We start from the raw sequence: 14,554 nt of genomic DNA on the forward strand, positions 1-14,554 counted from the left end.
AAACGAAACTTATTTAGTTTCGTAAACAGAAATCTCTACGCGACGGTTTTGTTCACGACCAGCAGCTGTTGAGTTATCAGCAATTGGAGAAGATGAACCATAACCACGTGCAGTCATACGTGAACTTGAAATACCTTGTGAAGCTAAGTAGTTTTTCACAGAGTTCGCACGGTTTTGAGACAATGGGTTATTGATTGCATCACTACCCGTATTGTCTGTATGACCATGAATAACCAAAGCCAGTTTGCTTGAAGTACCATCTTCACGAAGAACTTTAGCAACGTCATTTAAAGCAGATTGGAACTGTGCTTGAATCATAGACGAATTGGTTGCAAATGTTACGCTTGGCATAACAAGATTAATTGAACCATCTGGATTACGGCCTACATCAACACCAGTACCAGCCAACTCTTGACGAAGACGTTTTTCTTTCTTATCAAGAAGTAAACCCGCACCACCGCCCACAACTGCACCAATCGCTGCTGCTTGACCCATTTTATCTTTGTCAGCATTAGAATATGCAAGTCCTGCACCCAATAAAGCACCAATACCCGTACCAATGGCAGCTTTGTCATATTCCATATTTTGACAACCCGAAAGTGCCAAGGCCCCAACTACAGCTGAAATAACTAGTGCACGCATCGCATGCCTCCTTCTTGTGTTTTGTTGTATGGTGGAATGATGAATTAAAAAAAATCGGCATACCATTGATTTTTTGTAAATAACACAATCATTAGTTACATTTTGTAATATTTTATGTGAGTGTAGCTGGTGACTTAATCACAATTTCTTCATAGTTGCATGAATAGGCTTTTTTATTTCAAATTCTACAATTATATTAAAAGATGAAAAAAAGATTAAGCGACTTTATTTTAGGACTGTTTTATATGTCATCGCAAATTAAGAAACAACCTCTATTAAAAAAAATATCTCGAGGACTAACTGTTGGATCGGTCATTACAGGAAGTACCTTTTTTCATGGCCCGCCTGTTCTTGCACTCGGCCTAACAAAATTCGTCAAAAAATCGCGTAAAGTTGATGAAACCAATATTCAAATTACCAACAGTTGGTTAAGTGTCAACAATTGGCTAATTGATCATGTGTTACCCCATTTGAAATGGGACATTAGCATTGATGATGATTTAGAGCTGAGCATGCAAGGGCGTTACCTGATGACCTGTAATCATCAAAGTTGGGTCGATACCACAGTCAATCAATATTTTGGCTTAACGCGTATGCCACTGACACGTTTCTTTACCAAGTGGGAACTGATCTTTATTCCGTTCATTGGACCCGCCTTTAAAATTTTAGGCTTCCCAATGATGAAACGTCATTCCAAAGAACAGATTGCAGCCAATCCCGAACTTAAAACACGCGATCTGGAAGAATCACGCAAAGCCTGTGAACAATTACTCAGTCAACCTTTTACCTTACTGAATTATTTAGAAGGTACACGTTTTACCCCAGAAAAACATGCCAAGCAGCAATCACCGTATAAACATCTACTTAAAGCCAAAGCAGGCGGCTTAGCTTTAGCTTTAAATATTTTGGGTGACAAAATTGATGCTCTGGTTGATATGACAATTGTTTATCCTGATGGCGCACCCGGTTATGGTGATTTTTGGTTAGGCGATGTCAATCGTATTGCAGTCAATCTGCGTAAAATCAACATTCCCCCTTGGGTATTAGCAGGTAATTATGAAGATGATGCTGCCTACCGTGAACGCTTTCAACACTGGGTCGATGAATTATGGACTGAAAAAGATCAGCTAATTGAACACATGAAACAGCAATATCAAACCACCCAAGCCTAAATTGGCAAAGCCTTAATCTATGATGCAGAACAATATGAAAACCAAGTCTAAATATCACCATCTAGATCCAAATAGTCTGTCCTTCAAACTATTTCTGATTTACGACATCTTTATGGTGTTTATTATTATTTTCAATCTGTTCTGCTTATGTGCCAATCTGTTCCTAATGAGTAATATCGGCATTTGGTTTTTCCAAAGCATTCATTTAATTGATGTACTGAACTTTTATCGTACACATTTACACCCTTGGGTCATCAGCACAGAAGCTTGGTTTATCGTATTCCTGATTGCCGAGTTGCTCATTCGTTGGGGCATTGCGATTGTACAGCGCCATCATCAGCGCTGGTTTTTCTTTCCTTTCATTCATTGGTATGAAGTTCTCGCCATTATTCCGTATCTGCGCTTTTTACGTTTATTCCGTGCTGGCATCATTGCCTATCGTTTACATGAAATGGGCTATAAAATCGTACCCAGATCACTACAGCTTAAGGGTCAGTTTTATTACAACGTGGTGATGGAAGAACTCTCGGATCGAATTGTGATTAATGTTCTTGATGGCATTAAACACGAACTACAAACCAGTTCAAGCCATAAAGTCATCATTCATGATTTGGTCGAACATCACCGTGTGTTATTTGCCACTGCCCTTGCCGATATTTTGCAGGATGCCCTGAGCACGGAATTACAAGCGCAACGTCATGTGATTGCTAAAAATGTCGGGAGCATTGTCAACCAAGCAATTGAAGACACACCTGAACTCACTCAACTGCTTCGACTCATTCCTTTGGTCGGTAGTCGCATTGAACAGCAAATTCAAAGTATTGGACAACGCTTGGGGGAAAATATCACACAGGGCTTGATTGATCCTTTCACGCCCAATGTTGCTCAGAAAGAAAACGCTCAAACAACTGAGTCCAATATTTATCACTATATTGCGAACAAAATCAGCACACTTGAAATTGAAGATAATCCACATTTGGAAAAACTGGTCGAGTCCGCAGTTTTTGAAAGTCTGGCGGCAATCCGTAAGCAAGTCGCAGTCAAACAATGGCTGATCCAGATGCAACAACAAGATCAAGTTAAAGAATGATCATGAGATAAAAATATTGAAAACACAGCTAGAGAAAACATTCAATTTGTTCTAGGATTTGCTCTATTTACAACATTACTTCGACATAAAATGAATGAGTCAGAAGTCTTAAGGAATAATTATGGCTGATATACGGATTACAGGCAGAATGGTTAATTTTACCCGATTAACTTTTGACACCAATGATCACCATGCAATCCGCCAGCAATTGACTCAAATGCTTCAAGAGACTGCCTCTCACGGCACTCTGGTCATTATTGACAGTACAGTCGAACAAGAACTGATTGCGCTTATTCAGTTGTTGATCAGTCTCGATTTACAACCTATGGGCGTAATTGATGGCCTACTGACCGATGAAGCACATGCGATTCAATTCCCTGTTCTACCCGCAGACAATAAATCCTTGCAGCGTATTAAGGCCACTAAAGAGCAAGTGGTTGAGGTCAAATCTGAACATTCTGCTGAGCAAACAGCCACGCCTGTAAAAGAAGAGCCAAAACCGTCCCGTATCGTTAATCATGTGACCTCTTATCACGATGAAATTTTACGCACAGGTCAATGTCTGGTGCAAGATCATGGCGATATCATTCTTAATGCAGGTATTAATAGTGGTTCTGAAGTAATTGCCTCAGGAAATATACATATTTATGGCAGCGTCCGTGGTAGAGTCATTGCCGGCGCAGGCGGGAACAATGCAGCACGCATTTTCTGCCACTCCCTAGAAGCAGAATTGGTCTCTATTGCAGGTACATATTGTGTAGCAGATGACATCCCTCAGCATGTCTTAAAAAAATCTGTGCATATTCACCTGAATGACCAGCAAGAGCTTGCATTTGAAGTTCTAGAATTTTAATGTATAAATAAACACCATAAGCCCCATATCAAAAAGGGGATTTGAACCATAACAGGAGTGGATTCGGTGGCGAAAATTGTTGTCGTAACATCAGGCAAAGGTGGTGTAGGTAAAACTACGACTAGTGCATCTTTTGCAACAGGTTTAGCCCTTCGTGGTCACAAAACTGTTGTGATCGATTTTGACGTGGGTTTACGTAACCTCGACTTAATTATGGGTTGTGAACGTCGCGTTGTTTATGATTTTGTGAATGTATTAAATAATGAAGCTCGACTTCAACAAGCCCTTATTCGCGATAAAGATATTGAAAATTTATACATTTTGCCTGCATCACAGACCCGTGATAAAGATGCCTTGACCGATGAAGGTGTTGCACGGGTGATGGATGAACTTTCACAAGAGTTTGACTACATTATTTGTGATTCACCAGCGGGCATTGAACGCGGTGCAATTCTGGCGATGTATCATGCTGATGAAGCCATCATTGTGACGAACCCTGAAATTTCTTCAGTCCGTGACTCTGACCGAATTATTGGTATGCTAGATAGCAAAACCAAGAAAGTGGAACAAAACGAAGGGCGTATCCGTAAGCATTTGTGTATTACACGATTCAATCCAGAACGTGCTGATAAACAAGAAATGTTAACCATTGATGATATTTCTAAAGATATTTTACGCGTGCCTACACTTGGCGTAATTCCTGAATGTGAGATTGTGCTACAAGCCTCTAACGAAGGAAAACCTGTTATTTTGTTTCAAGAAACTCCCGCGGGTCAGTCATATGATGACTTAGTCGCGCGTTTCTTAGGTGAAGAACGCCCTTACCGTCATATTGAAGTCAAACCTAAGGGTTGGTTAGCAAGATTATTTGGAGCGTAAGAGATGGCAGGATTCTGGAGTAAATTATTCAGCAACGATGATAAACCTTCAAGCGCTCAAACTGCTAAGGATCGCTTAAAAGTAATTGTTGCCTCAGAACAAGGTTTAGGTAAACGCTTAAGCCAAGATAAAATTGACCAAATGAAAAAAGAAATCATGCAAGTGGTCAATCGTTATGTTCGCGGTGTAGATGAACAACATATTCAAATGTCTGTTCGTTCTGAAGCAAATATCGAAATGCTAGAAATGAATATCAATTTGCCTGAAGAGCGATAATCTGAATTCTGATTAGTCAAGCAAATTGAATCAAGGCAAAATATGAGAAGCTAGGCTTCAAGTTGGCAGAAGAAAGTGCTACTTTCCTCAATCTGCCGCATATTTTGCCTTTTTATTTTATTCATACCAAGGAGATTGCGATGGCATTATCTCAGCCAGCAACGTTCAACGAAGAATGGTCAGACGAGCGTGTATTTGCCTATTTAACTCAGCTTCCTCCTGCAAACGTGAATGGTGATTTTCACGTGCTCTACCACGCATTCAAACATATGCGTCCAAATGACTACGAGCGCTTATTGACTCAATTCGTGGCTGATGGCCGTGATGTCAATGCTACTAATCCTGAAGGCCAACGCATTCATGATGTAATTGCAGAATATCCTCGTCAACGAGATGAATTTTTAGAAGTTCTTGCAAAATTTGCATAATTTTAAAAAGCACATTTCGAAAATAAAAAAAAGCCCATCTATTTTAATAAAATAGATGGGCTTTTTTTATGCTGGAATCTAAGCATCACCTTAAGTCAGCAAGATCATCAACACGGGAAAGGTAAATGCAAAGCATAAGGTTTGCAAACTAATCACCCCCGCCATCAGTTGACTATCTCCGTTAAAATAGCGCGTTAAAATATAAGCCGCAGATGCCGTCGGCAAAGAACAGAAAACCACTAAAATAATCGTTTCAAAATCACTTAAATTCAGCATAGAACAAATAAAATAAGCCAAACATGGCACCACGATTAAACGCCCCAAAGTATTCAATAATAGTCGCATATAATCATATTTAAGCTGAGCAAACTGTAAAGCAGCACCAACAGAAATCAACCCCAAAGGTAAACTCATACTGGCTAAAAATTTAAGCAATTGCTCCAACCCTGAAAATAAAGACAGTTGTAGTAAGTTAAAAACAATACCCACTACACAGCCTAAAATTAATGGATTTTTGATCACAGAAAATAAAATCTGCCGCGGTTTTAGCCCCTGTCCTTGTGAAAAAGCCAACACCGAAATTACATTCACCAAAGGAATCGCCAAAGCAATCATCATGGCAAACATTTGCATGCCCTGAGCACCAAACAACAAGGACATAATGGATAAGCCAATATAAGTATTAAAGCGGATCTGGCTTTGTACATACACACCAAAACGTGCTACTGGAATATGAAAAAATGCCCTCGCCATCCATAAAATCAAACAGCTACTGAGAATAATGATCACGAGTGCCAATAACACTTGGGTCAGCGTTAACCATTCAAACTTCACATAAGCAAGATTATTAAAAAGTAATACGGGAAACAGAATCAAATAATTGAGTTTTTCAGCACCACGCCAAAATTCATCGGTTAAAAACTGAGTTCGTTTAAAAATATACCCCATTGCAATTAAAATAATTAATGGAAATAAAGCCACTGCAACATTCATTACTAACTTTCTCCTCAATTATTGAGTCAATATTGATGACTGCAATAACGTCTCTCATTTTCCATTCATCTTGATTTAATTTTTACTGTATATTTTTAAATTTCAAGAAAAAGGCCTGCATAAGCAGACCCTAAACTCAGGATGAAAATTTAGACTAAAATTTCACGTTTACCATTTGCACCCATGCCGCTAACGATGCCATTTTCTTCCATTTGGTCAATGATACGTGCAGCACGGTTATAACCTAAACTAAACTTACGTTGTAGTGATGAGGTTGAAGCCTTACGCGTTTCTAAAACAAAGGATACGCATTGATCATATAAGGCATCACGTTCCGAACCGCCATCGCCATCTTCAAAACCACGTGAAGTGGGTTCTTCATCGTAGGGTGTCAAAATTTCATCGACATAGTTTGGCGCAGCACGTTCACGCCATGCATCACAGATGTTGTTCACTTCATCATCTGAAATAAATGCCCCATGCACACGCTCAGGCTCAATTTTACCCGGCCCAAGAAACAGCATATCACCATGACCGAGCAGGTCTTCTGCACCACCCGCATCTAAAATGGTACGCGAGTCAATTTTACTGTTTACCCGTAAAGCCACACGAGTTGGAATATTGGCTTTAATCAAACCAGTAATCACATCCACTGATGGACGCTGTGTAGCAAGCAATAAGTGAATTCCCGCAGCACGAGATTTTTGCGCCAAACGGGTAATCATTTCTTCAGCCTTTTTACCTACCTGCATAATCATGTCAGCAAACTCATCGGCCACAATCACGATAGAAGGTAAAGGCGTTAAACGCGGCGCACGCTCTCCTACAACTGAGTCACTCGCTTTCCACGTTGGATCAATAAGATCTTCACCATTGGCAATCGCCTCTTCTACCTTACGATTGTAATCTGCAAGTTTACGAATTTTTAAGTAAGACATCAGCTTATAGCGACGTTCCATTTCATTGACACACCAGTTCAAAGCATTGACGGCATCTTTCATGTCCGTGACCACAGGGGTGAGCAAATGTGGAATATCGTTATAGTTGGCAAGTTCTAACTGTTTCGGGTCAATCAAAATTAAACGCAATTCATTCGGCGTATATTTCAACAACATCGATAAAATCATCGAGTTCACTGCCACCGATTTACCTGAACCCGTTGTACCTGCAACCAGCATATGCGGCGCTTTACCTAAGTCAGCAATGACTGGATTACCCGAAATATCTTTCCCCATTGCCATCGAAAGAATGCTATTGGGGTCGGTAAAAGCAGGAATGGTCAACAACTCGATCAAACGCACCATTTCACGTGTGCTATTCGGCACTTCAATTCCGATATACGGTTTACCCGGAATGACTTCAACCACACGTACAGATGCCATCGACATTGAACGCGCAAGGTCACGTGAAATATTGGTGACTTTAGAGGCTTTAACACCCGGTGCTAAATCCAGCTCAAACCGAGTCACCACGGGTCCCGGCTGTGCTTCTATCACCTTGGCTTTGACATTAAACTCTTGCAGTTTAATCTCTAAAAGTTCAGATAAACGCGCCAATTGTTCGGCAGTGAAGTTCACTTTTTTATTTGGATCGACTTTATCTAGTAAATCAAGTCCCGGAAGTGGTGACAAATCTTTACGACGTGCAGCCACTTGCATCGCTAATGACATTGGACGACCTGATGCATCGGTTAACGGTGCATCAAAATCGAAGTCATCTTCAACAGGTTTACCCGCTGTCTCTTGCCAAACTTCACGAAACACATCTTTATTGGAGGAAATTAACGCTTTTTCATCTTCTGAAATAATCGTTGGTGGTGGTTGAGTATTAATTTCTGCACGTACAAATGCAGATGACTGGGCGTAACTACTGCTTGTACGTACTGGAGCGGCTGGTTCTTTATCCTCAATTAATAAATCATCAACCAACAAATCATCTAGTTCGTCAAATTCATCGTCTAATGCTGTATTTTTAGGTGTTGTATGCAATAAAGGCGAAGCTGCGATTGTTGATGATGCCAGTACAATCTTTTCTGTGGTCATTGATGGTGCAGATTCAACCGCTACAGGATTAAAAGGTGTGTGAACATCTGTTGCCGTTTTTCCACTTGGCACTGCTGCAAGCAATTCATCAAAGATTTCATCATCATCCCAATCTAAATTTTGCTTAGTATCAGATGCGACAGTTGATGCAGGCTCATCATGCACAACCGCTTTAAAATGTTCATTCGGGGTATGCTGTTCAGATTCTTCTGCTGCTGCTTTTAACAACGCATCAATATCTTGTTTATGTGTTTGGTTTTCATCTGAATTTAATGCACGCCAAACTTCACCCGTCGGTACAACACGTTGAGTCTTTTGTTCTAAACGATGGGCTTTTTCTAAAACTTGGTTGAATTCTTCTTCATCTTCTTCATCATCAATAATAAGCTGTTGCTGAGCATGCTGTTCTTTTTCAACCATATCATCAAACAAGCGCTCCGCAGCCTGATCTCGCACCATAGAGGATACGATTTTCACGTCATGATGTTCTGGTACAGCTGTGCTGTTTTCTACTGCAACTTTTGCTTGAGTACTTGCCACTGATTTTTTCACTTCAGGGGTTGTACGATCAAATGCAGATTCCGTTTCAGGCACATTTTTATAAAATAAATCTTGTAAATACGCAGGCGTTGCCTTGAGTGTTGCCCATGTTTTATTCCACTTCACCCCAAATGCGAGAGTAAAAAGCACAAACCAAAAGACCACCAGAAAAATGGTTGCACCATAAATGGTTAAAATCTGTGAAAGACTTTCACCCAATTCATAACCAATAATCCCGCCCGATGAATTATCCAAAGTATCGGCAGGAACTTGCCAATACAAATATAATAAACTCGATGTTGCCAATAAAATAAAAAATTGCGCTGCATAGCGAAATGGTTTATTTAAAAAACTGTAGGGCCACCAGACTTGAATGGCTTCAACGAATAAAAAGATGGGAATAAGTAAGCTTGCCCAACCTAAAAAACCAAACAATAAATCTGCTATCCATGCGCCTGCGACACCACTGGCATTTGACACCTGTTGAGTATCACTGGAAATATGCATCCAGCCCGGATCAAAAGGCGTGTAAGTCACTGTTGCTAGGAATAAATAAATTCCAAATGAGACTAAAAATAATGTCATTATTAAGCGCTGTGCATAAACACTCGACACCGCAGTCATATACTGTCCTGTAACCAATTTTTCATTCATGTTTTTGTAAGAAACTAAGACAAAATAGTTTCACAATTAAACTCGATATTATGCACCTGTTCCAAGAAAAAAGATGCAATATTATGTAGAGGCTGTTGTTAACAAATCTTATGAATTAAGTATCTAGTACCGCGCTCTTCTTGTATATAGCTCAAATCGATTTCAATGATCAATAATATCGACATTGAACGTCCACAACTGCTATCGAGTTTCACGTATAATTCCACAAATTTCTAAATAAAAAAAGGATGCCACGAATGAGCGCTCGTCACTCACGTTTGATTATTCTAGGTTCAGGCCCTGCGGGTTATAGCGCAGCAGTCTATGCTGCACGTGCCAACTTAAAGCCAACGCTCATTGCAGGCATACAGCTGGGTGGACAATTGACCACGACAACTGAAGTTGACAACTGGCCAGGCGACCCAGAAGGTTTAACAGGTCCAGCACTCATGGAACGTATGCAAGCACATGCCGAACGGTTTGGCACAGAGATTATCTATGACCACATCAACGAAGTTGATTTAAGCGTTCGTCCATTCGTTCTAAAAGGCGATATGGAAGAGTTCACCTGTGATGCCCTGATTATTGCAACAGGTGCTACAGCACAATACTTGGGTCTGGAATCTGAAGCTAAGTTCATGGGTCAAGGCGTAAGCGCATGTGCAACCTGCGATGGTTTCTTCTATAAAAACCAAAAAGTTATGGTTGTCGGTGGTGGTAATACTGCGGTTGAAGAAGCGCTCTATTTATCCAATATTGCAGCGCACGTGACGCTCGTTCACCGCCGTGACTCTTTACGTTCAGAAAAAATCCTACAAGATCATTTATTTGAAAAAGTCAAAGAAGGCAAAATCAGCATTCTTTGGAATAACCAAGTCGATGAAGTTTTGGGTGATAAAACGGGCGTAACCGCAGTTCGTTTGCAGTCAACCACAGATAACACGACCCAAGATATAGATGTTCAAGGCTTATTTGTAGCCATTGGCCATAAACCAAATAGCAGCATGTTTGAAGGTCAATTGAACTTGCGTGATGGTTATATTCAAGTGCAAAGTGGTACATCTGGTAATGCAACCGCAGCTTCTGTTGCTGGGGTATTTGCAGCAGGTGACATCGCAGATAGTGTTTATCGTCAAGCCATTACTTCAGCAGGTTCAGGTTGTATGGCTGCACTGGATGCAGAAAAATATCTCGATGCTTTGGCTGACTGATTGAAATAAATCAATTCAATGCAACAAAAACCGTCCTCTCTGGGCGGTTTTTTTATATGATAAAAATCACAACACCTTTTACCGCACATTCATTTTTCACTCAGGCTAAATTTTATGCATACCTTAGCACCATCAGAATTTATTTTTCCAGACCCGATTGAGTCTGATCCCGATGGACAGGGACTAATTTGCATAGGTGCCGACCTCTCCCCTGCAACCTTATTTGAAGCCTATACGCATGGTTTGTTCCCATGGTTTTCTGAAGATGAGCCAATTTGCTGGTGGTGTCCTGAACCGCGTTGCATTATTCGCCCTCAAGATTATCATCCGAGTAAGTCTTTAGTCCGTAATATGAAAAAGTTTGATTATAAAATCACGATCAACCATGCTTTTGAACACGTGGTTCGCTCCTGTTCACTGCCACGCAGCTATTCTGAAGATACTTGGATTTCTGAAGATATTATTGAAGGTTATTGCCAACTCTTTGATGCAGGTTATGGCTATAGTATTGAAGTATGGGATGAAAATAGAATCGTTGGGGGGTTATATGGCGTTACCATTGGACATGGCTGTTTTGGCGAGTCTATGTTTAGCACCCAAACCGATGTTTCAAAAATGGCTTTTTACACGTTAATGCGCATTGGTCAGGAAAATCACCTGCCTTGGATTGACTGCCAATTGGTGAATGATCACCTTTTAAGCTTGGGTGCTTGTACACTTTCTCGCCAAGCGTACCTTAATTCGTTACAAGATGTTGTTAAACAACCCCCTATCGATTGGAAAAGATATCAAGAAGGTGTATTTTCAAGTAAAACAATAGTGCAGCAAGCACGATTAATTGAATGACAATAATAGAGGGATCTTGCTATGAATTCGTATCACCCAAAGTCCCGATTAAATGATTTACAGTATTATATTACCCCACCCCACAGCTGTAGCTACTTAGAAAATAAGTCTGCACGGATGGTTTTTTTAGATCCTGCACATCGGATTGACGTGGTCACGCTGTCTGAATTATCACGCACTGGCTTTCGTCGCAGTGGTGATTTTGTCTATCGTCCTGAATGCCACTTATGTCGACAGTGTTTATCTTGTCGTGTACCTGTAACTGAATTTCAAATGAATAGTTCGCAAAAAAAGGCATGGAAGCGCAACCAAGACCTCACGGTTAAAATCACACGTGCTGCCGATGCCTCCGAAATTCATTACAACTTATATGAACGCTATATTAATGAACGCCATGCAGATGGCGATATGTTTCCACCCAGTCTAGATCAATTTGAAAAATTTTTAGTGCATAGCTGCACAGACAGTTTTTTTCTAGAATTTTGGAAAGATGATCAATTAATTAGTGTATCTAGCTGCGACACTCTAGATGATGGTATTTCCGCGGTTTATACTTTTTTTGATCCAAATGAAAATCGTCGATCTTTAGGTGTCTTTGCCGTACTTAAACAAATTGAATATGCCAAAGCCTTAAACTTACCCTATGTCTATTTAGGCTATTGGGTCCCTCATTCCGATAAAATGAATTATAAATCGCAATATGTGCCTTTAGAATTATTGATTGATGGGCAATGGCGACGTTTAAATCGCATGCTAAATCCAGAAGAAATTCAACAATTGGGAAACTCACTCATGACGACATTGCCCTCTGGATGGAATAACCCAATTATTAAATAACCGTTTCTTTATTATTTAAACAGTTGTGAAAAATCATCACTGCATGATTTGACCATAATAATGGCATGCTCACGCGTACCATTAGGGGCAGGATAATAATTTTTACGTAAATCAATTTGATGAAAACCTGATTTCTCATACAGCGCGATCGCCGCTTGGTTACTTTCTCGCACCTCTAAAAAAATTTGCAGCGGATCATTTTTCAATTGCGCAATCGAAGCTTCAAGTAATTGATAACCCAATCCTTTGCCTTGTTGACTCGGATGAACAGCCATCAACAAAAGATTTGCTTCATCTAACACGGGTTGTAAGATACAAAAACCAAGCACCTGCCCTTGCTGTTCAATCACAGTACTGTGATAAGAATCTATCGACTCTTTAAATTGTTGTTCCTTCCAAGGATGGGTTTGAACCAGTTGTTCAATTGCGGTCACTGCCGCGAGATCAGAGGTATGCATTGAACGTATCATGTATAGAAACAACTTTTTAATTCAGTCGTTTATATTATAAAGCATCAGCTCACAACACAAATACAAAAAAAGGGCAATTTTGTTTGCCCTTTTCAATATTAAAACTTGAATCAGAATCCCAATTTTAATTTCCAATCTGCCAACAACTGATATGTATCGCTATCATTTGGATGGAAATTAGGGCGGAAAAAATCTAACAACTCAGGAATTTGGCGAGTGATAAAACCTTTACGACCATACATAAATTTCAACATATATTTACTGTCTTTCCATGTCAATTTTTGGTCAGTTTTCATTAATTGAGCGGTAAAATAAGATTGCGTTATAAAAATAAGGCTCATAGCAAGAATCATTGCTATTGCACGCATGCTATATGCTTTCAGACCACGTCCATACATTGCTGTATAAACATCAAATACAACCGCTTTATGTTCATTCTCTTCAATTGCATGCCACATCCATAACTGATACATGGTTTTATTATTAAAGATGGCCTGAATATCTTCATTTTGTAATAATTCAGCAGCAATGACTGCGGTAAAATGCTCTAAAGCACACGTCCCTGTTAAATCAATCATTTCCTTGCTAAAACCAAAGGGTTTCAGTAATTGAGTAACGATTTTTGTGCCTGTCTTAATGACTTTTGCTGTCTGATTTTCCATGGTTCTCACATCATAACCATATGCTTGGGCAGAAGAATTAAAAGCCAAATGCTCTTTAGAATGCATGGCCTCTTGACCAATAAAAGCACTAATTTCCCTCTGTAAATCAGGATCACTGAGTTTTGGATTTTTACGTACCGCACGTGTACTATCAACAAAAAACTGTTCACCTTCAGGAAACAAAGCAGATAATGCAGTCATAAAATGGGTCAGTCCCGCATCATCCCCTGCCCAATAACGTGCCACTTCACCAAACTCAAAATCCATGCGACGAACAGGAAAACTTGCACCCGCACGATTTGAAATATTTACTTTAGCATTCATGCCTATTACTCCTAATCTTCTTTTTATTACCGCTCTTGATTCATCATACGAGTTTAAATTGAGAGAATAAGGGCAGATCAGGTCAGAGAAATATCACCTAAGGACAGCTTGAGAATAAATTGTTAGACAATGATTACGTTTATAATTTTAAGGCAATAAAAAAAGCGCCCCAAAGGAGCGCTTTCTTATACTATAAAGCGATTATAGAGTTACTTTCGCAACAACACCAGCACCAACTGTACGACCACCTTCACGAATCGCAAAACGTAGACCTGGGTCCATTGCGATTGGGTGAATGAGTTCTACTGACATTTCTACGTTGTCACCAGGCATAACCATTTCCACGCCTTCTTGTAATTGGATTGCGCCAGTTACGTCAGTTGTACGGAAATAGAATTGTGGACGGTAACCGTTAAGGAATGGTGTATGACGACCACCCTCTTCTTTAGAAAGTACGTATACTTCTGCGTCGAATTTAGTGTGCGGTTTGATTGTACCTGGTTTAGCAAGTACTTGACCACGTTGAACGTCTTCACGCTTAGTACCACGTAGAAGAACACCACAGTTCTCGCCAGCACGACCTTCGTCAAGCAATTTACGGAACATTTCTACGCCAGTTACAGTAGTAACTACTG

At 40.0% G+C, this 14,554-nt stretch carries 15 protein-coding genes; 9 read left to right on the plus strand and 6 right to left on the minus strand.

Annotated elements, in window-relative coordinates; translation table 11 throughout:
- Positions 1-9: 9 nt before the first annotated feature.
- Positions 10-642: an OmpA family protein gene (locus B9T24_RS09825; RefSeq protein WP_086165595.1), complete on the minus strand. Its 633-nt coding sequence runs from the start codon at positions 640-642 to the stop codon at positions 10-12.
- Positions 643-887: 245 nt separating this feature from the next.
- Here B9T24_RS09825 and B9T24_RS09830 point away from each other — a divergent pair, with 245 nt between their 5' ends.
- The 6 genes from B9T24_RS09830 to B9T24_RS09855 all read left to right on the plus strand — a co-directional run bounded on the left by B9T24_RS09830 (position 888) and on the right by B9T24_RS09855 (position 5,340).
- Entirely contained in the window at positions 888-1,814 is a 927-nt protein-coding gene (locus B9T24_RS09830) for an acyltransferase (protein ID WP_086165596.1), read from the plus strand.
- 19 nt (positions 1,815-1,833) lie between these two features.
- Positions 1,834-2,904 (plus strand): preprotein translocase subunit SecA, encoded by a 1,071-nt coding sequence (locus tag B9T24_RS09835; RefSeq protein WP_416224356.1) that lies wholly within the window; start codon positions 1,834-1,836, stop codon positions 2,902-2,904.
- Between the two features lie 121 nt (positions 2,905-3,025).
- Positions 3,026-3,757, plus strand: a complete 732-nt coding sequence (minC, locus tag B9T24_RS09840) for a septum site-determining protein MinC (RefSeq protein WP_086165597.1) — start codon at positions 3,026-3,028, stop codon at positions 3,755-3,757.
- 66 nt (positions 3,758-3,823) lie between these two features.
- Positions 3,824-4,636 (plus strand): septum site-determining protein MinD, encoded by an 813-nt coding sequence (gene minD / locus B9T24_RS09845; RefSeq protein WP_086165598.1) that lies wholly within the window; start codon positions 3,824-3,826, stop codon positions 4,634-4,636.
- A gap of 3 nt (positions 4,637-4,639) precedes the next feature.
- Positions 4,640-4,912, plus strand: a complete 273-nt coding sequence (gene minE, locus B9T24_RS09850; protein ID WP_004648029.1) for a cell division topological specificity factor MinE — start codon at positions 4,640-4,642, stop codon at positions 4,910-4,912.
- A 140-nt stretch (positions 4,913-5,052) separates the two neighbouring features.
- Complete coding sequence (locus tag B9T24_RS09855) at positions 5,053-5,340, plus strand: PA4642 family protein (RefSeq protein ID WP_086165618.1); 288 nt, start codon at positions 5,053-5,055, stop codon at positions 5,338-5,340.
- 90 nt (positions 5,341-5,430) lie between these two features.
- Here B9T24_RS09855 and B9T24_RS09860 read toward each other — a convergent pair whose 3' ends face one another.
- Together B9T24_RS09860 and B9T24_RS09865 are read right to left on the minus strand one after the other, a co-directional pair.
- The gene (locus B9T24_RS09860; protein ID WP_086165599.1) at positions 5,431-6,333 is read right to left on the minus strand and encodes an AEC family transporter; all 903 of its coding nucleotides are present in this window, start codon (positions 6,331-6,333) and stop codon (positions 5,431-5,433) included.
- 149 nt (positions 6,334-6,482) lie between these two features.
- On the minus strand, positions 6,483-9,539 hold the full coding sequence (locus tag B9T24_RS09865) for a DNA translocase FtsK (RefSeq protein WP_086165619.1): 3,057 nt from the start codon (positions 9,537-9,539) through the stop codon (positions 6,483-6,485).
- Between the two features lie 287 nt (positions 9,540-9,826).
- On the opposite strand from B9T24_RS09865, the gene trxB reads away from it, so the two are divergent.
- The 3 genes from trxB to B9T24_RS09880 all read left to right on the plus strand — a co-directional run bounded on the left by trxB (position 9,827) and on the right by B9T24_RS09880 (position 12,463).
- Positions 9,827-10,780 carry a thioredoxin-disulfide reductase gene (gene trxB, locus B9T24_RS09870; protein WP_086165600.1) on the plus strand — a complete coding sequence of 318 codons (954 nt, stop codon included), beginning with the start codon at positions 9,827-9,829 and terminating at the stop codon, positions 10,778-10,780.
- Positions 10,781-10,894: 114 nt separating this feature from the next.
- Positions 10,895-11,626, plus strand: coding sequence for a leucyl/phenylalanyl-tRNA--protein transferase (gene aat / locus B9T24_RS09875; RefSeq protein ID WP_086165601.1), 732 nt, complete (start codon positions 10,895-10,897; stop codon positions 11,624-11,626).
- Positions 11,627-11,647: 21 nt separating this feature from the next.
- Positions 11,648-12,463: an arginyltransferase gene (locus B9T24_RS09880; RefSeq protein ID WP_086165602.1), complete on the plus strand. Its 816-nt coding sequence runs from the start codon at positions 11,648-11,650 to the stop codon at positions 12,461-12,463.
- Between the two features lie 11 nt (positions 12,464-12,474).
- Here B9T24_RS09880 and rimI read toward each other — a convergent pair whose 3' ends face one another.
- From rimI to B9T24_RS09895, 3 genes are all read right to left on the minus strand, one after another.
- Positions 12,475-12,933 carry a ribosomal protein S18-alanine N-acetyltransferase gene (rimI, locus tag B9T24_RS09885; RefSeq protein ID WP_086165603.1) on the minus strand — a complete coding sequence of 153 codons (459 nt, stop codon included), beginning with the start codon at positions 12,931-12,933 and terminating at the stop codon, positions 12,475-12,477.
- A gap of 110 nt (positions 12,934-13,043) precedes the next feature.
- The gene (locus B9T24_RS09890) at positions 13,044-13,919 is read right to left on the minus strand and encodes a metal-dependent hydrolase (RefSeq protein ID WP_086165604.1); all 876 of its coding nucleotides are present in this window, start codon (positions 13,917-13,919) and stop codon (positions 13,044-13,046) included.
- Positions 13,920-14,120: 201 nt separating this feature from the next.
- Positions 14,121-14,554 (minus strand): EF-Tu/IF-2/RF-3 family GTPase (locus tag B9T24_RS09895; RefSeq protein ID WP_265733460.1); only part of this gene is annotated, 434 nt, incomplete at its 5' end.

The sequence above is a fragment of the Acinetobacter sp. ANC 4654 genome (assembly GCF_002135425.1).
Lineage (GTDB): Bacteria > Pseudomonadota > Gammaproteobacteria > Pseudomonadales > Moraxellaceae > Acinetobacter > Acinetobacter kyonggiensis.